The 18908-nt window shown below is 67.7% G+C and carries 21 protein-coding genes; 8 read left to right on the top strand and 13 right to left on the bottom strand.

The features are described 5' to 3' along the window. Window positions 1-54: 54 nt before the first annotated feature. Window positions 55-414 (bottom strand): helix-turn-helix domain-containing protein, encoded by a 360-nt coding sequence (locus tag ACWDTI_RS26170; protein WP_449741057.1) that lies wholly within the window; start codon window positions 412-414, stop codon window positions 55-57. A gap of 236 nt (window positions 415-650) precedes the next feature. Further along, on the bottom strand, window positions 651-1346 hold the full coding sequence (gene pgsA, locus ACWDTI_RS26165; RefSeq protein WP_449741056.1) for a CDP-diacylglycerol--glycerol-3-phosphate 3-phosphatidyltransferase: 696 nt from the start codon (window positions 1344-1346) through the stop codon (window positions 651-653). A gap of 148 nt (window positions 1347-1494) precedes the next feature. Between pgsA and ACWDTI_RS26160 the strand changes: the two genes are divergently transcribed. The 4 genes from ACWDTI_RS26160 to ACWDTI_RS26145 are packed head-to-tail and all read left to right on the top strand — an operon-like array spanning window position 1495 to window position 3117. Further along, a complete protein-coding gene (locus ACWDTI_RS26160) occupies window positions 1495-2034 on the top strand; it encodes an amino-acid N-acetyltransferase (protein ID WP_449741055.1) in 540 nt (179 codons plus the stop codon). Window positions 2035-2069: 35 nt separating this feature from the next. Continuing rightward, window positions 2070-2354 carry a YciI family protein gene (locus ACWDTI_RS26155; protein WP_449741054.1) on the top strand — a complete coding sequence of 95 codons (285 nt, stop codon included), beginning with the start codon at window positions 2070-2072 and terminating at the stop codon, window positions 2352-2354. Beyond that, the gene (locus ACWDTI_RS26150) at window positions 2321-2917 is read left to right on the top strand and encodes a hypothetical protein (RefSeq protein ID WP_449741053.1); all 597 of its coding nucleotides are present in this window, start codon (window positions 2321-2323) and stop codon (window positions 2915-2917) included. Before ACWDTI_RS26155 ends, ACWDTI_RS26150 begins: the two co-directional genes overlap by 34 nt. After that, a complete protein-coding gene (locus tag ACWDTI_RS26145) occupies window positions 2914-3117 on the top strand; it encodes a DUF6186 family protein (RefSeq protein WP_449741052.1) in 204 nt (67 codons plus the stop codon). Before ACWDTI_RS26150 ends, ACWDTI_RS26145 begins: the two co-directional genes overlap by 4 nt. A 19-nt stretch (window positions 3118-3136) precedes the next feature. Here the strand turns inward: ACWDTI_RS26145 and ACWDTI_RS26140 are convergent, their stop codons facing one another. Then, a complete protein-coding gene (locus ACWDTI_RS26140; protein ID WP_449741051.1) occupies window positions 3137-4123 on the bottom strand; it encodes a TerC family protein in 987 nt (328 codons plus the stop codon). A 220-nt stretch (window positions 4124-4343) separates the two neighbouring features. Here ACWDTI_RS26140 and ACWDTI_RS26135 point away from each other — a divergent pair, with 220 nt between their 5' ends. Beyond that, window positions 4344-4763 (top strand): MmcQ/YjbR family DNA-binding protein, encoded by a 420-nt coding sequence (locus ACWDTI_RS26135; protein WP_449741050.1) that lies wholly within the window; start codon window positions 4344-4346, stop codon window positions 4761-4763. A 9-nt stretch (window positions 4764-4772) separates the two neighbouring features. Here the strand turns inward: ACWDTI_RS26135 and ACWDTI_RS26130 are convergent, their stop codons facing one another. The 7 genes from ACWDTI_RS26130 to ACWDTI_RS26100 all read right to left on the bottom strand — a co-directional run bounded on the left by ACWDTI_RS26130 (window position 4773) and on the right by ACWDTI_RS26100 (window position 14252). After that, window positions 4773-7640, bottom strand: coding sequence for a DNA translocase FtsK 4TM domain-containing protein (locus tag ACWDTI_RS26130; RefSeq protein WP_449741049.1), 2868 nt, complete (start codon window positions 7638-7640; stop codon window positions 4773-4775). A gap of 205 nt (window positions 7641-7845) precedes the next feature. After that, window positions 7846-8478, bottom strand: coding sequence for a TIGR03085 family metal-binding protein (locus ACWDTI_RS26125; protein ID WP_449741048.1), 633 nt, complete (start codon window positions 8476-8478; stop codon window positions 7846-7848). Window positions 8479-8560: 82 nt separating this feature from the next. Next, window positions 8561-10540: a ribonuclease J gene (locus ACWDTI_RS26120; protein ID WP_449741047.1), complete on the bottom strand. Its 1980-nt coding sequence runs from the start codon at window positions 10538-10540 to the stop codon at window positions 8561-8563. After that, complete coding sequence (dapA, locus tag ACWDTI_RS26115; protein ID WP_449741046.1) at window positions 10540-11445, bottom strand: 4-hydroxy-tetrahydrodipicolinate synthase; 906 nt, start codon at window positions 11443-11445, stop codon at window positions 10540-10542. The genes ACWDTI_RS26120 and dapA overlap by 1 nt, the downstream gene beginning before the upstream one ends. A gap of 73 nt (window positions 11446-11518) precedes the next feature. Continuing rightward, entirely contained in the window at window positions 11519-12271 is a 753-nt protein-coding gene (gene thyX, locus ACWDTI_RS26110) for an FAD-dependent thymidylate synthase (protein WP_449741045.1), read from the bottom strand. 142 nt (window positions 12272-12413) lie between these two features. Next, a complete protein-coding gene (locus ACWDTI_RS26105; RefSeq protein ID WP_449741044.1) occupies window positions 12414-13397 on the bottom strand; it encodes an SMP-30/gluconolactonase/LRE family protein in 984 nt (327 codons plus the stop codon). A 66-nt stretch (window positions 13398-13463) separates the two neighbouring features. Further along, window positions 13464-14252, bottom strand: coding sequence for a DUF427 domain-containing protein (locus tag ACWDTI_RS26100; RefSeq protein ID WP_449741043.1), 789 nt, complete (start codon window positions 14250-14252; stop codon window positions 13464-13466). A 157-nt stretch (window positions 14253-14409) separates the two neighbouring features. Between ACWDTI_RS26100 and ACWDTI_RS26095 the strand changes: the two genes are divergently transcribed. Next, window positions 14410-15249, top strand: coding sequence for a tyrosine-protein phosphatase (locus ACWDTI_RS26095; RefSeq protein ID WP_449741042.1), 840 nt, complete (start codon window positions 14410-14412; stop codon window positions 15247-15249). Window positions 15250-15262: 13 nt separating this feature from the next. On the opposite strand, the gene ACWDTI_RS26090 is transcribed toward ACWDTI_RS26095, so the two are convergent. Then, window positions 15263-16027: an HAD-IIB family hydrolase gene (locus ACWDTI_RS26090; protein ID WP_449741041.1), complete on the bottom strand. Its 765-nt coding sequence runs from the start codon at window positions 16025-16027 to the stop codon at window positions 15263-15265. 69 nt (window positions 16028-16096) lie between these two features. Next, entirely contained in the window at window positions 16097-16684 is a 588-nt protein-coding gene (locus ACWDTI_RS26085) for a TetR/AcrR family transcriptional regulator (protein WP_449741040.1), read from the bottom strand. A gap of 81 nt (window positions 16685-16765) precedes the next feature. On the opposite strand from ACWDTI_RS26085, the gene ACWDTI_RS26080 reads away from it, so the two are divergent. Further along, complete coding sequence (locus tag ACWDTI_RS26080) at window positions 16766-17164, top strand: DUF1304 domain-containing protein (protein ID WP_449741039.1); 399 nt, start codon at window positions 16766-16768, stop codon at window positions 17162-17164. Between the two features lie 30 nt (window positions 17165-17194). Further along, window positions 17195-18220, top strand: a complete 1026-nt coding sequence (locus tag ACWDTI_RS26075) for an NADP-dependent oxidoreductase (protein WP_449741038.1) — start codon at window positions 17195-17197, stop codon at window positions 18218-18220. A gap of 378 nt (window positions 18221-18598) precedes the next feature. Here the strand turns inward: ACWDTI_RS26075 and ACWDTI_RS26070 are convergent. After that, on the bottom strand, window positions 18599-18908 hold a 310-nt coding region (locus ACWDTI_RS26070), incomplete at its 5' end, for an HNH endonuclease (protein WP_449741037.1).

Raw genomic sequence — 18908 nt, 5'->3', positions numbered from 1 at the left:
GGGCAGGGTCTGCCACCAATCTAGCCGTTCTCACCGACAGTCGGCGGCGAAAAGTCAGGCGGCGGCGAGTGCGGCGGGCTCGGAGTGCCCGGTTGGTGCGGGGATGACCACCTTGGTGTCCAGAACGGCCATGTCGGCCTCGGTGACACCGGCATCCACCGTGGCCGGCGAATCGTCGCCGGCCGGCCGCATGGCGTGGCCGACGTCGAGCAGAAGGTCGGCGATCTCCACGTCGAGGGCATCACAGATGGACGCGAGCAGTTCCGACGACGCTTCCTTCTGTCCACGCTCCACCTCGGACAGATATCCGAGACTCACGCGTGCGTCGGTGGACACCTCGCGCAGCGTGCGCCCCTGCTGCGTACGAACCCGGCGCAGGCGCTCGCCGAGCGCCTCCCGTAGTAGCACTGCCATCGAGCGTCCTCCTCACTGCTCTGTGTCGCGTCACGGCGTCGCCCGTTACGATGCGCGGCCGCGTAGTCAACGTACGCGCATGGCGTCGAGTTCCATCTCCGACGTCCACACTCAGGGTCGATGTCCGATCCTGTGCCGACGACAGTAGTCGAAGATCAGGCCGGGTGCCGCGCTGGGCCGCGCGCGTCACGCAGTTGCGCCGAGGGCGAACACGGCCGGGCGGATTCCGGTGGGGATCAGGTCCGGCCGACGTCGGATCGACTGCCGTCGGCCGGCGTCGCGGTACCGCGTTTCGAGCCGGCCCGACTCCGGAGAGCGGCCGCCTGCCAGATGTAGTCGAATCCGGTCACCACGGTCACCACCAGCGCCACACCCATGACCACGGCGGCGGCGACGTGCCACGCACCGGCCAGTGGGAGCAGGTAGAGACCGATCGCCACCGCCTGCAGCAGCGTCTTGAGTTTGCCGCCGCGACTGGCGGGGATCACGCCGTGGCGCAGTACCCAGAACCGCAGTGCGGTGACGCCGAGTTCGCGTACCAGGATCACCGCGGTGACCCACCAGGAGAGATCGCCGAGAATCGATAGCCCGACCAGCGCGGCGCCCATCAGCGCCTTGTCGGCGATCGGATCGGCCAGCTTGCCGAAGTCGGTGATCAGGCCGCGCTGCCGTGCCAGTTTGCCGTCGTAGCGGTCGGTGATGGCGGCGACCGCGAAGACCACCGCCGCCGCGATCCGCCACCCGGTGTCGTGGCCGCCGGCCGCGAAGAGCACGACGACGAACACGGGCACGAGCAGGATGCGGAAGACGGTGAGCACGTTGGCGATGTTGAGCACCGGGACGTGATGAACCGGATCGGTGATGTGGTCCGGGACGCGGCCGGCGTTGGCGAGTCCGTGCTCCTCGACGGCGCGTCGCATGCGATCGGTCATGATGTCCCGATCGCCTCTGCCCGGACCGTCGTCCGGCGATACTCCCCACGCACCCTTCCAGCCTATCTGCCGAGTTCGGCGCGCCTGCCCGCGGTCCTGGCGAAACCACCGTGTGCCGTGTCGGACCGCCCGACTACTGTGATCATTCATGCCCCCTGTCGCCCCCGAACCGGCCTCGGAGACCCCGTCGCAGTCGGGCGTGGTGATCCGCCGGGCGCGAACATCCGATGTGCCCCGCATCAAGGATCTGATCGATCAATACGCCGGCCGCATTCTGCTGGAGAAGAATCTCGTCACCCTCTACGAGGCCGTCCAGGAGTTCTGGGTGGCCGAACTCGACGAGGTGGTCGTCGGCTGCGGTGCCCTGCACGTGCTGTGGGCCGACCTCGGTGAGGTTCGTACGGTGGCCGTCGAGCGCGGACACGCCGGACACGGGATCGGGCATCGGCTGGTGGCCCGGCTGATGGACGTCGCACGCGAACTCCAGTTGTCGCGGGTGTTTGTGCTGACCTTCGAGACCGCGTTCTTCGGCCGCCACGGATTCGTGGAGATCGAGGGCACTCCGGTCACCCGCGAGGTGTTCGAGGAGATGTGCCGCTCCTACGACACCGGCGTCGCCGAGTTCCTCGACCTCAGCTATGTGAAGCCGAACACCCTCGGCAACACCCGCATGCTCGCCAACCTCTGACAGACCTCGAATCCAACACCGAACAGGAGCCGACGATGGCGATCTTCGCAGTGCACTACTCCTATGGCCCGGCCAAGGCCGCGATCCGCGACGAGTACCGCTCGCTGCACCGTGAATGGCTGCTCGAGGAGTTCAACGCCGGCAACGTCCTGGCCTCCGGCCCGTACCCGGACGGATCGGGCGCGCTCATCTTCATCCGCGCCGACAGCCTCGACGGCGCCGAGGCGTTTCAGAACAATGACCCGTTCATCGCGCATCGGGCGGTCGATCAGGTGCGGATCGTCGAGTGGACCGAGATCTACGGGCCGTTCGGCGACTGATGGCCGCCCGCCGCCGGCGGCCGAGCGCGTTCGTCTGGATGGGCGTGGTGGTCGGTTTCTGCGTCGTTCAGATCGTGCGGGAACAGGTGATCGGCGCGGCGGTCTGCGGCGCGGGCGCCCTCGTGATCGGTGCGGACGGCCTGGGCCTTCTCCCGCCCGCCCCGGTTCGCGGGCCGGTGAGCAGATACACGCTGGCGGGTGTGGCGACCGCGGTTGCCGTCACCCTGTGTGCGGTCCCGCGTTCGAGCATCGTGATGACATGCGCCCTGCTCGCGGTGCTGGCCGCCACCCTCGTCGCGGTATGGCCGCAGCCCCCGGAATCGAGACCGAGGTCGTGGTCTCCGGCGCTGCGGGTGCTCGGAGTCTCGTGGGCGGTCATCCTCGGCGCCGGCTGCATGTGGGAGCTGCTGGAGTTCTTCGCGGGACGGCTCGACCCGCGCCTGCCGACGTTCACGCTGAGCGCGTTGCTCGGGCCGACGATGGCGACCACACCCGGCCGAATCGTGGGCACCCTCGTGTGGGTGGCGGTCGGGTGGTTCCTGCTGACCCGGGCCCGCACATGAGAACCGTCAGCATCGCCATATATGTGGGCTGTGCCGTCGCGTTGCTGATCAGCGCATTGGTGGTCGCCGCGCGTGACCGGGAGGCGACACCGACGGCGATGTTCGACAATCTGATGGCCGACCGGCCGGCACGCCTCGCGATCGTCATCCTGTGGTGGTGGCTGGGGTGGCACTTCCTCGGCGAGCCGGGCGCGGCCTGAGCCGGCCCGGCCCTCGAGGTCAGGTTTCCGATCTGTCGCGGCCCTTCGAGCTCATCAGGCTCGCGACCGTGGTGATCACCAACGTGCCGACGATGACGCCCAGCGAGGCAACCGTGGAGATCTCCGGCACCGGGACATGCTCGCCGCCGTTGATGAACGGCAGTGTGTTCTCGTGCAGGGCGTGCAGCACCAGCTTCACACCGATGAAGGCCAGGATGAAGGAAAGCCCGTAGGACAGATAGACCAGGCGGTCGAGCAGTCCACCGAGCAGGAAGTAGAGCTGACGCAGACCCATCAGCGCGAACGCGTTGGCGGTGAACACCAGGTAGGGCTCCTGGGTGAGTCCGTAGATCGCCGGGATCGAGTCCAGCGCGAACAGCACGTCGGTGAAGCCGATGACGATGAGAACCATCAGCATCGGGGTGGCCAGACGCTTGCCGTTGACCTTGGTGAACAGCTTGTCGCTGTCGTAGGTGTCGGTGGTGCGCAGGTACTTCTTGACGAAGCGTTCCAGTCGCGTCTCGCGCTCCTCTTCGTGCTCGACCGGATCGTCGCTCTCCCGCAGCAGCTTGATCGCGGTGAAGATCAGGAACGCGCCGAACAGGTAGAAGACCCACGCGTAGGCGTTGATCGCCGCGGCGCCGACCGCGATGAAGATGCCGCGCATGACGAGCGCCATCACGATGCCCAGCAGCAGCACCTTCTGCTGATACTCCCGGGGTACGGCGAACTTCGACATGATGATGACGAAGACGAACAGGTTGTCGACCGAGAGGGCCTTCTCGGTGACGTAGCCGGCGAAGTACTCACCGCCGTAGGTGTGGCCCCAGTTCCACCACACGAACAGCCCGAACAGGATGGCGATGCCGATGTAGACGGCCGACCAGAACCCCGATTCCTTCAGCGAAGGGGCGTGCGGCACGCGGACGTGCGCGAAGAAGTCGAAGACGAACAGACCCAGGATCACCAGACAGGTGATGATCCAGACGGTCGTTGAAACATGCATGATGACGAGTTCCTCCAGCAAGCAGCACAAGGTTGCGATGCCAGAGGTCTCTCCCGCCGATCACCCGTGGGTGTCGACCGACGTGCCCGGGCCGGCGGCGTCACGATGATCGGCACCGTGACATCCGGACGGCCGTATTGACGAACACGCCGCGAGGTCGGGGATACTCCCCTCTTCGATCTTCGGACAGCCTAACTCATCGGCGCCTACTCTGGCACCCATGGCTCGGCGACGACCCGCGAGAGTCTCCGACATCGGTGACCTCGCGCTCGCGATGCCACACGTCACGATCTGGAACGACGACCGCAGCCGACCGATCTATCAGGTCGGCGGCAAGTCGTTCGTGTTCTTCCGCACACCACGTCCGGACGCCGTCGATCCCGACACCGGCGAACGGTATGACGACGTCGTGGTCTTCTGGGTGCCGTCGGAAGCCGACAAGCTCGCGCTTGTGGGCGACGAGGACTCACCGTTCTTCACCACCCCGCACTTCGACGGTCACCTGTCGGTCCTGCTCCGCACCTCGCGGGTGGGCGAGATCTCCTACGACGAGCTGGCCGAGGTCATCAGCGACGCATGGCTGTCGCGTGCGTCGGCCCGACGCGCCCGGCAATGGCTCGATGAGCACGGATTGGATTGAGCAACAACGCTATTCGGGATTCCCGGAATCGTCGCCGCCACCGGTGATCGAGGCGATCACCCCGGCGAGATCCTCGGGTTTGACCAGCACGTCGCGCGCCTTGGACCCCTCGCTGGGCCCGACGACCCCGCGCGTCTCCATCAGGTCCATCAGGCGGCCCGCCTTGGCGAAGCCGACGCGGAGTTTGCGCTGCAGCATCGAGGTCGACCCGAACTGGCTGGAGACGACGAGCTCGATGGCCTGCAACAGGTCGTCGAGGTCGTTGCCGATGTCGCCGTCGATCTCCTTCTTGTCGCCGGCCTTGGCCGTCGTCACACCCTCGGTGTACTCGGGTTCACCCTGAACGCGGGTGAAGTCGACGACGGCCGCGATCTCCTCGTCGGTGATGTAGGCGCCCTGCATGCGGATCGGTCTGCTCGCGCCCATCGGCAGGAACAGACCGTCGCCCATACCGATGAGCTTCTCGGCGCCGGGCTGATCGAGGATGACCCGCGAGTCGGTCAGCGACGACGTCGCGAACGCCAGTCGCGAGGGCACGTTGGTCTTGATCAGGCCGGTGACGACGTCGACGGACGGACGCTGGGTCGCCAGCACCAGGTGGATGCCGGCGGCACGTGCCTTCTGGGTGATCCGCACGATCGCGTCCTCCACGTCGCGGGGCGCGGTCATCATCAGGTCGGCGAGCTCGTCGACGATGGCGAGGATGTACGGGTACGGCGTGTAGACCCGTTCACTGCCGAGCGGGGTGGTGATCTCGCCGGAGCGCACCTTGGTGTTGAAGTCGTCGATGTGCCGCACCCGCGACGCCTTCATGTCCTGATAACGCTGTTCCATCTCCTCGACCAGCCACGCGAGTGCGGCGGCAGCCTTCTTCGGTTGCGTGATGATCGGGGTGATCAGATGCGGGATGCCCTCGTACGGCGTCAGTTCCACCATCTTCGGGTCGATGAGGATCATCCTGACGTCGTCGGGGGTCGCGCGCGTGAGCAGCGACACGAGCATCGAGTTGACGAAGCTGGACTTACCCGAGCCGGTCGAGCCCGCGACCAGCAGGTGCGGCATCTTGGCCAGGTTCGCGCTGACGAAGTCGCCCTCGATGTCCTTGCCCAGGCCGATGACCAGCGGATGGGTGTCCTTACGGGTCTTGGGTGCGTTGAGCACGTCGGCGAGCCGGACCATCTCGCGGTCACTGTTGGGTACCTCGATGCCGACCGCGGACTTGCCGGGGATGGGCGCGAGCAGCCGCACGTTGTCGGTGGCGACGGCATAGGCGATGTTGCGCTGCAGCGCGGTGATCTTCTCCACCTTCACGCCCGGCCCGAGTTCCACCTCGTAGCGGGTGACCGTCGGGCCGCGGGTGTAGCCGGTGACCGCGGCGTCGATCTTGAACTGCTGGAGCACCTCGGTGATCCGCTCGATCATCTCGTCGTTGGACCGTCCACCCTGCTTGGGCGGCTCGCCGTCGACGAGCAGCGTCGACGGGGGCAGCTGGTAGTCGCCGTCGGCACTCGGGACGGCGGGCGACGGCATCGGTGGCGCGTCGGCGACATCGGTGGTCTCGGTGGCCGGCGTGGACCGGGCCTTCGTCCGCTTGGTCGTGCGGGATCGTGGTGCCGGAACGTCCTCGGGCTCACCGAGTGGCTCGGTGACCTCGTCGTCGAACGACACCGTGGGGGCGGCCGCGAAATCGGCCGCATCGACGTCGGGGTCGACCGGTCGCCGAGACCGTCGCGCCCTGCGCACGGGTGCGGCGTCCGGTGGGTAGTTGTCGTACGGGTCGGGCGAGTAGCCGCTGCGTTCGCCGAGCACCTCGGTGACCTGATCGTCGTCGGAGGGTTCGACCAGCGCGTCGTCGTAGTCCTCGTCGTCGTAGTCGTCCCAGGAGGCGGTGTCGGCGGCGGCCGAACCGATGCCCAGACCCAGATATCCGGAGGTCGCGTCGACGACCTCGCGAACCGTCTTGCCGCTGATGATCAGCACGCCGAAGGCGATGCAGAGCAACAGGATCGGCACCGAGATCCACGCGGTGACGCCCGCGGTGAGCGGGGTGCCGATCGCGAAGCCGATGAACCCGGCCGCGTGTGAGCGGCCCGGCAGGTCGACCGGCGCGCCGGCGACGAGGTGGATCAGGCCGAGGACCGGAAGGACGATCAGCAGGCCGGCACCGAGGTAGCGGGCGCGGTGCTCCGGGTTCGGTGGACGTCGCATCAGGACGATGGCCCAGGCGAGCAACACGAGCGGCATCAGGACCGCGACCGACCCGATGATCGCGCGGATCAGTGCATCGATGAACGCGCCGGCCGGGCCACCGGCCTCGAACCAGACGGCGGCCGCGACGAGCAGCGCGCTCGCGAGCACCGCGAGTGCGGTCCCGTCCCGCCGGTGGGTGTGTCCGCTCAGATCGCGGCGCGGTGCGGTCGTGCGGGCCCGCGGCCGGTCGATCGGGTCGTCGTCCTCGCCGAGCGGGTCGTCGAGCAGCGGCCCGTCGATGTCGAACCCGTCGTCGGGGTCGTCGTGGGTCTCGTCGAAGGTCTCGGCACGGCCGCCGCCCGCCCGCGCCAGGCCACCGACCCCGCGCGCCATCAACGACCATCCGGCGCCGAGTCCGCGACCGACCGCCGAGGCGCCGGTCGCGGCGACCGAGCGCCGGTGGATGTCGGCCGAGGCATCCTGTGCGCGCGTGTCGCGACGCTTCGTGGTGCCCGACTTCCGTGTGGCCGACGTACTGCGGGAACCACCGGTCGTCCGTGACGAGGACGTGCGGGTACTCGTGCTGCGTGCCCCCCGGCTTCCCGACTTCACCGTGCCGGCGGTCGCGCGCGAAGGGGTCTGTCGTGCAGACGTCTTCCGCGCACCCGAGGTCGATTTCGAAGCCATGCCGACAGCCTAGTCGGCTCCCGTCACATCAGAAACATGGGCAACAGGGGTAACGGGGTTGTGTGTCGAATTCGTAACCCTTCGACAGGCTCAGGGATCGGGGGCGGCTCAGGGATCGGGGGCGGCTCAGGGATCGGGGGCGGCTCAGGAATCGGGGCGGGCTCAGGAATCGGGGCTGGCGGCGGCTAAGGAATCGGGGGCCGGCTCAGACACCTCGCTTGGCCGACATCACAGCTGCGACCGCGGCGTCGTCACCCGAGTACGTGACGCTGAGCGGGGCCCTGCCGAACGCGAACATCACCAGTTCGCCCGGCGTGCCGACAACGGTGACCGGATCACCGGATCCACCCGAGGCGACGACGTCCCCGCCGACGGTCTGCAGCGTCGTCGCGGCGGGCGCGTTGCGCAGCGCCATCTTCCCCATCGACTTCGCGGGTGTCAGCAGCGCCTTCTGCATCTCGTCCGACAGCGTGCGCGGTGTCCAGTCCGAACCCGGGGCGGCGCTGCCACGCAGGACGTCCTCGTGGTGGACGAACATCTCGGCGAGGTTGGCCCACCGGTCGACCGCCCAGAACGGCGACCACAGCGGCGGCCCGGCGGCAAGGTCGTCGAGCAGGGACTCCCATGGCTGCTCGGCGGCCTGCTTGCGGACCTTCTCGGTGTGGCCGGCGAGCTGTTTGATCATGATGCCCGGCATGGTGTCGGGGCGGCGTTCGCGGACCACGAGATGGGCGGCCAGATCGCGGGTGGTCCAGCCGTGGCAGAGGGTGGGCGCGTCGGGGCCGGCTTCCCGCAGCGACTCGACGAGCGCAGCACGTTCGGTTTGGGCGAGTGTCACGACCCTCACAGTAACCACGCGCGCCGACGGACGACGGCCGAGACGTGGCCGCTGAGGATACGACGGCCCAGGATGCGACCGCTCAGGATTCGACGGCGAGCACGGTCGGCACGATCATCGGGCGACGACGGTAGGTATCGGCCACCCAGCGGCCGACCGTGCGGCGGATCACCTGGGCGATCCGGTGCAGATCCGTCACGCCCTCGGCGGCCAGCGCGTCGAGGGCCTGATCGACGAGGTCGGCGGCGGCCTTGAGGGCGTCAGGGTCGTCGGAGAAACCGCGGCCCGAGATCTCCGGTGAGCTCACCGCTCGGCCCGTCTCGGGGTCGACCGCGACCGTGATCGCGATGAAGCCGCCTTCGCCGAGGACCAACCGCTCCGAGAGTGTGGATTCGCCGACATCGCCGACGGACAGGCCATCGACGTAGACGTGGCCGACCGGCACCCGTCCGACGATCTCGGCGCGGCCGTCGACGAGGTCGACCACCACGCCGTCCTCGGCGAGCACCACCCGCTCCTCGGGGACGCCGGTCGCCACGGCGAGGGCGGCGTTCGCGCGCAGATGCCGCCACTCGCCGTGCACCGGCATGACGTTGGTCGGGCGCACTGCGTTGTACAGGTAGAGCAACTCCCCCGCCGACGCGTGCCCGGACACGTGCACCTTGGCGTTCTGCTGGGTGATCACCGTTGCTCCGCGCCTGGCCAGACCGTTGACCACCGCGAACACCGAGTTCTCGTTGCCCGGGATCAGCGACGAGGCGAGGACGACGAGGTCGTCGGCGCGGATGTTGATCTGCCGATGTTCTCCACGCGCCATCCGCGACAGCGCGGAGAGCGGTTCGCCCTGTGAGCCGGTGGAGATGAGGACGAGGCGGTTGTCGGGCAGGGTGGCCGCGGTGTCGAGGTCGACCTCGACACCCTCGGGTATCGACAGGTAGCCGAGATCCTGCGCGATCTGCATGTTGCGCACCATCGAGCGCCCGACGAAGGTGACCCGACGGTTGTGGGCGTGCGCGACGTCGACGATCTGCTGGATGCGGTGCACGTGGCTGGCGAACGACGCGACGATCACCCGCTGCCGGGCACGCCCGATCACCTGGTCGAGGACGGAACCGATCTCCCGTTCCGGGGTGACGAAACCGGGCACCTCGGCGTTGGTGGAGTCGACGAGAAACAGGTCGACGCCATCGTCGCCGAGTCTGCTGAATCCGGCGAGGTCGGTGAGGCGACCATCGAGCGGCAACTGGTCGAGCTTGATGTCACCGGTGTGCAGGGCCACGCCGGCCCCGGTGCGGATGGCGACCGCGATCGCGTCCGGGATGGAGTGATTGACGGCGAAGTATTCGCAGTCGAACGGTCCGTGGGTGGTGCGTTCACCTTCGGTGACCTGAATCAGCTTGGGCCGCAACCGATGTTCCCGGCATTTCGCTTCGACGAGGGCGAGGGTGAACTTGGAGCCGATGACCGGGATGTCGCTGCGCAGTCGGAGCAGAAACGGCACCGCGCCGATGTGGTCCTCGTGACCGTGGGTCAGGACGATCGCGTCCACGTCGTCCATGCGGTCTTCGATGTAGGTGAAGTCCGGCAGGATCAGGTCGACACCGGGTTGGGCGTCCTCGGGGAAGAGCACACCGCAGTCGACGATCAGGAGTCGTCCGCCGTACTCGAACACGGTCATGTTGCGGCCGATCTCGCCGATACCGCCGAGCGCCACCACCCGCAACCCGTTGCGGGGGGCACGTCTCGGTGTACCGAGGCGATCGACCGCGGCCTGCGTTCCGGAGGGGGCCGACGATTCGCGCGTGTCGCCGCGCCGGTCCCGATTGTCGCGGCGCTCGTGCCGACCACTCGACCGGTTCGCGCCTCGCCGGCCCTGCTGGCGGCGACCGTCGTCGGCCTCGGCCGAGTGTCGGGGCGGCCGCCCGCTATTTGACTGCGACTCTTGTGGCTCCGAATCCGATTGTCGTGGTTCCTGTTTCGGAGGGCGGGTCGATTCGGTGTCGGGTGTCGGCGGTCCGGCCTTACGGCTCGCGGTCCGGCGTCGGCGGCCAGGTCCGGTCATCAGGCGAGCACACCCGACGCACGGAGGTCCGCGATCAGCGCCTCGATCTGCGGGCCGTCGGCCGGCACCTGAGGCAGCCGTGGATCGCCGACGTCGAGACCGAGGATGCGCAGCGATGCCTTCACCATGGTGACGCCGCCGAGGCGGCCCATCGCGTCCACGAGCGGCGCCATCGACTGATTCAGCTCGCGAGCGGTCTTCAGGTCGCCCTTCTCCACCGCGATCTGCATGTCGCGCAAGCGATCTGCGACGAGGTGCCCGATCACGCTGACGAAACCGGTGGCACCGATCGACAGCCACGGGAGGTTCAGGGCATCTTCTCCGGACAGATACTCGAGGTCGGTACTCGCGATCAGCCGAGCCGCCGAGTGCAGGTCACCCTTCGCGTCCTTGACGCCCTTGATCTTGGGGTGTTCGGCCAGTGCGAGCATCGTCTCGTCGGCGATGGGCACCACCGAGCGTGGCGGGATGTCGTAGAGCAGCACCGGCAGTTCGGTGGCGTCGGCGACTGCCCGGAAGTGTGCCAGCAGACCGGCCTGTGGCGGCTTGGAGTAGTACGGGGTGACGACGAGCAGGGCGTGCGCGCCGACCTTCTCGGACTCGATGGCGAAGCGGACGCTCTCGGCGGTGTCGTAGCTGCCCGCGCCCTGGGTGATCCGGGCGCGGTCGCCGACGGCGTCGAGCACGACGCGCAACAGGTCCAGCTTCTCGGCCACGGTGGTCGTCGGCGATTCGCCGGTGGTGCCGGAGACGACGAGGCCGTCACAGCCCTTGGCGACGAGGTGTTCGGCCAGTTCCGCGGCCTTGTCGAGGTCGATGGAACCGTCCGGCTTGAACGGGGTCACCATCGCCACTCCGATGGTCCCGAAGGGATGCGTCTGCAGCTGCTCCGCGCCTGCGTTCATGGTGCTCAAGGCTACCTTCTCGCGGCACGACCCACGCGTGCGGGCGGATCGGACACGCGGGTCGGGATCGAGGTCACCCCTCGAGGACAAACGGCGAGGTCGCCACCTCGGTGCCGTCGGCGAGGGTGCCGATCTCGAAGTCACCGAACACGGTCGGCGCGACCCGCATCAGTTGCCGCAGACACTCGACGGCGAGTTGCCGGATCTCCACGTCGGCATGCTCGGTGGCGCGCATCCCGACGAAGTGCCGCCAGGCCCGGTAGTTGCCGGTGACGACGATCTTGGTCTCGGTGGCGTTCGGCAGCACCGACCGCGCGGCCTGCCGGGCCTGTTTGCGGCGCAGGATCGCGTTCGGAACGTCCGCGAACTTGGCCTCGAGCGCGTCGAGGAGTTCGGTGTAGGCCTTGCGGCTGGCGTCGGTGGCCTCGGTGAACAGGGCCTCGAGTTCGGGGTCGCCGAGGATGGCCGGTGGTGCCACGACGTTGGAGTCGTGCTCGGGGACGAACCGCTGCGACAGCTGCGAGTACGAGAAGTGACGGTGGCGGATCAGTTCGTGGGTGCAGGAGCGGGAGATGCCGGTGATGTAGAAGGTGACCGACGCGTGTTCCAGCAGCGACAGGTGACCGACCTCGAGGATGTGCCGCAGATAGCCGGCGTTGCTCGCGGTCCGCGGGTTCGGCTTGTCCCAGCTCTGGTAGCAGGCTCGGCCGGCGAACTCGACGAGCGCCTCGCCGCCGTCGGCATCGGTGGCCCAGTCGACGTCGGGAGGCGCGGTGAACGCGGTGGCGGCGACCATCTGCACCTTCAGCGGCACCATCTCGGACACGTCTCCTCCTCACCCGATCACGTTCGCCACCGCCTCGTCTCCGGAAGTGACCCGGTCGATTGTCCACGAACGCGAGGAAGACCTCATCATCACCCTGTCGAAGGGTGTTCGCCATGGCCGGGATCACCCGGCTGCGGATCGATCAGTTGCCGGGGACCGCTCGGGGGATCTCGAGGACGCGGCCCGCGTGGGTGGTGACATAGACGTTGCGGTGCGAGAACCCGGCGACGTCGACCCTGCCGCCGTCGGCGCCGACACTGATGCCTGCGGGGACGAGCAGCCCGGTGGCCAGCGCACATCCGGTTCGGTTCGGGTCGATCCGCCAGACCTGTCCGGCGAGGTAGGCCGCGACGTAGAGCCGGCCCGCGCGATCGATGTCGAGATCGTCGAGGAACGCCCAGGACAGGCTCGACGGCGGCCGGAACCATGTGTGGGCCGCCCCGGTCTTCGTGTCGATGGCGAGGATCCGGGCATCACCCAGGGACACGTTGGCGTACAACGTTTTCCCGTCTGCCGACACCGCCAGACCGTTGGCCGGCGTGGCCCGATACCAGCCGCGGTCGACGTGTCCGTCCGGACGGACCCGGTCGATACCGGCCGCCGCGCCGCTCGACATGTACACGGTTCCGTCGGGTGCACGGGCGACGCCGTTGGCGCCCGACAGTCCCGCGGCACGCACAGTGGTCTTCCCGGTCGCGGGATCGATCTTCAGGAGCCGGGCAGCCGCGGTGCCGGGTCCCAGGGTTGTCGCGGTCACCCCCGATCCGACCAGCACACCTCCGCCCGGCTCGGGCGCGAGTCCGCCGGGCGAGTCGACGGCGGCCAGGGTGCCGGCAGCAGCGCCGGGGTGATCCAGCACGGCGAGGCGATTGCCGATCCAGTCGCTGAGGAGGAGCCGTCCCCGGTTGTCGAAGGCGGCGGCCTCGAATGTGCTCCCCGGGCGGTCGACCAGGATCCGCGGCGCACCCACGCCCGAGCACATCGGGAGCGCACCTGCCGGGGTGGCGTGTGCGGGCAGGGCCCCGAGGACCGTCGCCATCAGGAGCAGGGCGACGATCACGGCGATGCTGTGGCGTCGACCGCGCGATGCGCCGACGCCATTCGGGTGCCCGACCGTCATCCTCATCCGCCCCTCCCCCACGCCGGCTCCCCGATCGGGCCGTCGGGCGTCAATCATCGCAGAATCGGCGGGTCACCGCCCCGGAGTTCCGTCGACGACGACCTCCACCAGATGGTCGTAGAAACAGATCAGGTCGCGAATCGGCAGACCGTCGTGCAACGGGTCGCGGTAGGTCCAGGCGACATCCGCGATCTCCCGACCGTCGGCCGCGACCGACCAGTACTCGGCCTCCCCTTTGTATGCGCAGGTCGTGCGCGTCTCACTGGGTACGAGCCGGTCCATCCGCACGTCCTCGCGCGGAAGGTAGTGCCGGGGCGGCAGCTGTGTTTCCAGCAGCAACGTGGGCCGCCGACTTTCCGCCAAGACCGTGTCCCCTGCCCTGATGACGACGTGTCTGGTGGTGGTCAGCGTGTCGATGCGCGCGAACGGGTCGTGCGGATGCCCGACGACGACCTGCTCCTCCTCCCACCACTCATCGAACGCCGCCCAGTCGAGTACGACGTAGCCGTCGAGATCGGGGTCGTCGGGCGTGAAGGCCACCGCTTCGAGAGGTCGCCCGGGAAACGGGATGCGCCACTGGACCCCGCCGATCGTGTGCATCTCGAATCGGTGATCGGGTGTCATGATCCGCGGATGTTCGGCCAGAGCCGTCACCGTCGTCGGATGATCGGGTGCGGGCACGATGTCGGTGACCGGTACCGCGTACGAACCGACCACGCGGTGTGGCTCCCACACCTGTCGCGAATCACGCGAGTCGACGACGGTGGCGTCGCCGATCTTGGCTCGAACACGTCGGCGCATCGAGCACCACCGGAGCTCGGGGAGCTGGGACATCCACGCCTGATCCAGTGCGATCGCCACACCCATATTCTGCGCGTCGGTCAGTGGTTGCATCCAGGTTTCTGGCGGCCGTGATGGCCCCGGGGAGCCTTCGACTAACGTGACGCCGGACGACGCCTGGCCACGACCCGGCGCACCCAACCGATGGCCGACTCGTGGTCGGCGGAAGGAAGACGAGATGATCGCCCACCACACTGCGGTCCGTCGACGACTCGCCGGAACACTGGTCGCGGCGGCCATCGTCGCTGCGCCGGCACTCATCGCACCCACCGTTGCCGTGGCCGCCCCTGCTCCCGCGCCGTCGCCGACCGCGACACGTCAACTGATCCCACTGCAGGGCACCGACAACACCCGCACCTTCTCGATGTATCGAACCACCGACGGAAAATCGATCCGCAACAACGTGATTCGCAGCGACAACCTGTCGCGTATCACCCCCGCCGACCAGAAGAAGCTGGCGTCGATGAAGGTCACGTCGGTCATCGACCTGCGGACCGGCATCGAGAAGGTACTTCAGCCGGATCGACCCGTCCCGGGTGCCACCATGCACAACTTCGACGTGCTCGGGACCACGCCCCCCACCACACTCATCGACCTGCAGGCGGCCTACCGCGCGTTCGTCACCGATCCCAACGCCCGCCTCGCGTTCCGCAACACGCTGCTCGACATCAAGAACACGGCTGCCACGGGCAACACCACTCTGTTCCACTGCACGGCCGGCAAAGACCGGACCGGCTGGGCCTCGGCCGTATTGCTGACCATCCTGGGCGTGGACCGGGCCACGATCAATTCCGACTACCTGGCCAGCAACACCTTCCGGCACGCGAGCCCGAACGATCCCATCAACGGCGTGAACATCTCACTGCTCAACGCGTCGTTCACCACCGCAGATCAGGTCTACGGCAGCTTCGACAACTATGTGCGCACGGGCCTTCGCCTGACGGCAGCCGACATCGCCGGACTGAAGAAGGCACTCCTCGTCGACCACGGCAACGTCATGTACACGCCGCAGCGCTGATGCGGCGCCCGGGTCAGTTGTCGACGATCGCCGACAGCTTGGCGTACGTGTCCGGCCAGCCCTCGACGGCGATCGACTCGATGCCGAGGTCCTTGACGGGGCGGTCGTTGCCGCCCTCGTCGAGCCGATCGCCGAAGAACAGGATGTCGCCGATGCCCAGGCCGAGGATGTCCATCAGTTTCCGCGCGCCGTAGGCCTTGTCGATGCCCTTCTTGGTGACGTCGACCGATGTGGAGCCGCCGCTGCGCACCTCGAGATCCGGGAGTCTCTCCGCACCGTAGGCGCGGAGAGATTCTTTCTTGCGGCCGTCCGGGTCCCATGTCGCCTTGGCGTCGACGGGTGCGGATTGCCCGAGCGCGCTGAAGGTGATCTGGCTACCGCGGTCTTCGAGGATCGGGCCCCACGTGTCGGTCTCCCACAGGCCGAGTTCCTTTGCACCGGCCTCGAGGACATCCATGGTCCGCTTCTTCTCGTCGTCGGTGAGATATTCCGCGTAGACGGTCTCCCAGGTGTCATCCGAGTACCGGACATATTGCGTGCCACAGGTCGGCATCAGGTGCAGATTGGCGAGTCCGTCGACCGTGCCGAGGCGGTCGATGACCTGCTTCTCGAACTGGCCGAATTGTCCGCCGGAGATGATGCACCCCTTGGTCGTCGCCAGCATGCGGGTCAAGACGGCGACGATCTCATCGGGCAGCGGACTCTTCGACGGCGCGAGTGTGTCGTCGAGGTCGAACATCACCAGCTGGTAGTCGCGGCCCCCGTATGAAACCGTCATCGAAGTCCCTTCACTCCTCGCGGTTCCCCGCCTCATCCGAATGTCTTGGTGACCCTATCGCAGCGGCCGTCAGGGCAAGGGTCGGGCGAGCGTGGCCGCGGTCACGTCGAGGAGTCGCACCGCCTCGGGTGCGTTGACGCGCGCCAGAGTCTGCGCCGCGACGAGTGCTCCGGTGATGATGGTCGCGCGATCGGCGGTGATCGCCCCGTCCATGTCCGGGTATCGGGCCCGCACGCCGGCGCTGACCGCGGCGAGGAGTTCGGCGTGGTAGGCGGCGATGACCTCTCGCACAGCCGGGTCGTCGCCGAGGGTCGTGCCGGTGGTCGCGACGAGCAGACAGCCGGTGGGACCTGTCGTGTCGTCGAGACGGGCGATCGCGGTGGACATCCGGTGCAGATAGGTTTCGAGAGCATCTGGGGTGACGTCGGGACCGCGTAGCGCACCGAGTTGCGGACGCACGACAGTGACCAGGTAGTCCTGCACCGCGGCGTCGAACAGTCCCCGCATGCTGCCAAAGGCGTGGTAGACACTCGATCGCGAGAGACTGGTCGCGCGTTCCACATCGCTGACCGATACTGCGTCGAAACCTCTCCGCCAGAACAGATTCCGTGCTGCCGCCACGACCTCCGCGGTGTCGTACGCCTGCGTTCTGCCCATCGCCACTCCTCTCGTACACCTGTCCTCGGCACTTGCCTGCGACCCACTCTACCCCTATTGTGTAACGGTCAGTTCAAAAAAATGACTGGAGTTGTCGTGACCGTTCTTGCCGCAGTGCTCGCTTGCGTGGCTGCCGCCATCCACGTGTACATCTTCGTGCTCGAATCGCTGTGGTGGACCACACCGCGCGGTCGTGCCGTCTTCGGCACCACCGAGTCGGAGGCCATGGCAACCCGGCAACTGGCCTTCAATCAGGGTTTCTACAACCTGTTCCTCGCGGCGATGTCGCTCGTCGGTGCCGTAGCGCTACTCCTCGGCCAATCGTCCGTCGGAGTCGCTCTGATCGTGGCCGGATGCGGGTCGATGACGTTGGCGGGCATCGTGCTGATGGCCGCCGACCGCAGCAAGACCCGCCCGGCATTGATCCAGATATCGGCACCGGGCCTCGCTCTGCTCGCCCTGGCGGGCGCCGCATTCTGACACCCCACACCCCATCGAAAGGTGATTCCCATGTCCCACAACAGCACTCAGATCCAACTCGTCAACCGCCCAGTCGGGTGGCCGAGCGACGACGATTTCCGCACGGTGAGCGTCGAATACGGCGACCTCCAGCCGGGCCAGGTCCGGGTGGCCAACGAGTTCATCTCCGTGGACCCGTACATGCGTGGTCGAATGATCGACACCCGCAGCTACATCCCGCCGTTCAAGCTCGATGAAACGATGACCGGCGGTGCGGTGGGCCGGGTGATCGCGTCCACTGTGGAGTCGCTTCCGCCGGGAACCCTGGTGTCGCACCAGTATGGCTGGCGCGATGTGGCGCAGGAGGATGCATCGGGGTTCCGCGCCATTCCCGAACCACCCCAGGGCTTTTCGTCGTCGGTGTATCTCGGCATGCTCGGCATGACGGGACTCACCGCCTATGTCGGCTTGCTCACCATCGCCGAGATGACGGCCGGCGACACCGTGTTCATCTCGGGCGCGGCCGGCGCCGTGGGTACCGCGGCCGGGCAGATCGCACGGCTCAAGGGCGCCAAGCGGGTGATCGGTTCCGCCGGGTCCGCCGAGAAGGTCGCGCTGTTGACCGAGCGGTACGGCTACGACGCCGCGTTCAACTACAAGGACGAGCCGTCGGTGCGTAAACAACTTCGGGCCGCCGCGCCGGACGGGATCGACGTCTACTTCGACAACGTGGGCGGTGAGCACCTCGAGGCCGCTCTGGACTCGTTCAACGACGGCGGCCGCGCGGCGCTGTGCGGTGCCATCGCCCAGTACAACAGCACCGAACGCACTCCGGGGCCGTCGAACATGGCGAACATCATCACGCGCGGCCTGACACTCCGGGGCTTCACCGTCGGTCACCACTTCGACCAGCTGCCGCAGTTCACCGGCGAGATGGCGCAGTGGATCGCGAATGGCGATGTGGTCCATGACGAAACCGTCGTCGATGGCATCGATCACGCGGTAGATGCGTTCCTGGGCCTGATGCGCGGCGACAACACCGGAAAGATGGTGGTGCGCACCGCTTCCGCCGGCTGAGCGAGGGGCGCGGCCCGCTGGGGTTGCCTGCCGGAAGTTGTTGTCCCGGCAGGCAACCACTGGCGTCGGCCCACAGTTCACACTATGGAGTTCTCAAGGTGCGTGCGCGGTCCCGACGGGTCGGGTGCGCGGGAAATGTGCTTCGCTGGAATGTGCTGCGCGTCAGTGGGTTACACAGGTTTGGGTGGCTGACTCTGCTTCATTGGCTGAGGCTGTTGTATCACCGGGTACCGACAGGTTCGGGCGGGCCGCGGGTGTGCGCTGGTTGAGCCGTGTCGGCCGGGCCGCGCCGACCGCTGGGTGCCGTTCGGCGCACTCGCATCCTCGTATGCTGAGCGCCGGGGCGTGGCGAAGCCTTCCGCCCGGCCCGCGTTTGGGTCATGCGGCGATGCGGTCGTCGAGGGTCAGGGTGCGTCGGTTGTAGGCGGGTAGCGGTGTGCGTGTCGGGTCGATCGAGGCTGGTGGGATGAGCCAGGGGTGGCGGTCGGCGCCCAGGATGATCTGCCAGTCGCCGTGGTGGATTTGGGTGTGACAGGCCGGGCACAGCAGGCATCCGTTGTCCAGATCGGTGGGACCACCCTCAGCCCAGAAGTTGATGTGGTGTACGTGGGTGTAGCCGGCGCGGGTCCCGCATTTGATGCAGCAGGTGTCGCGGATGATGATCGCCTTACGCAGGTGCGAGGGGAAC

This window comes from Gordonia sp. NPDC003424, assembly GCF_053588655.1.
This window is presented reverse-complemented; position numbering and strand designations above follow the sequence as displayed.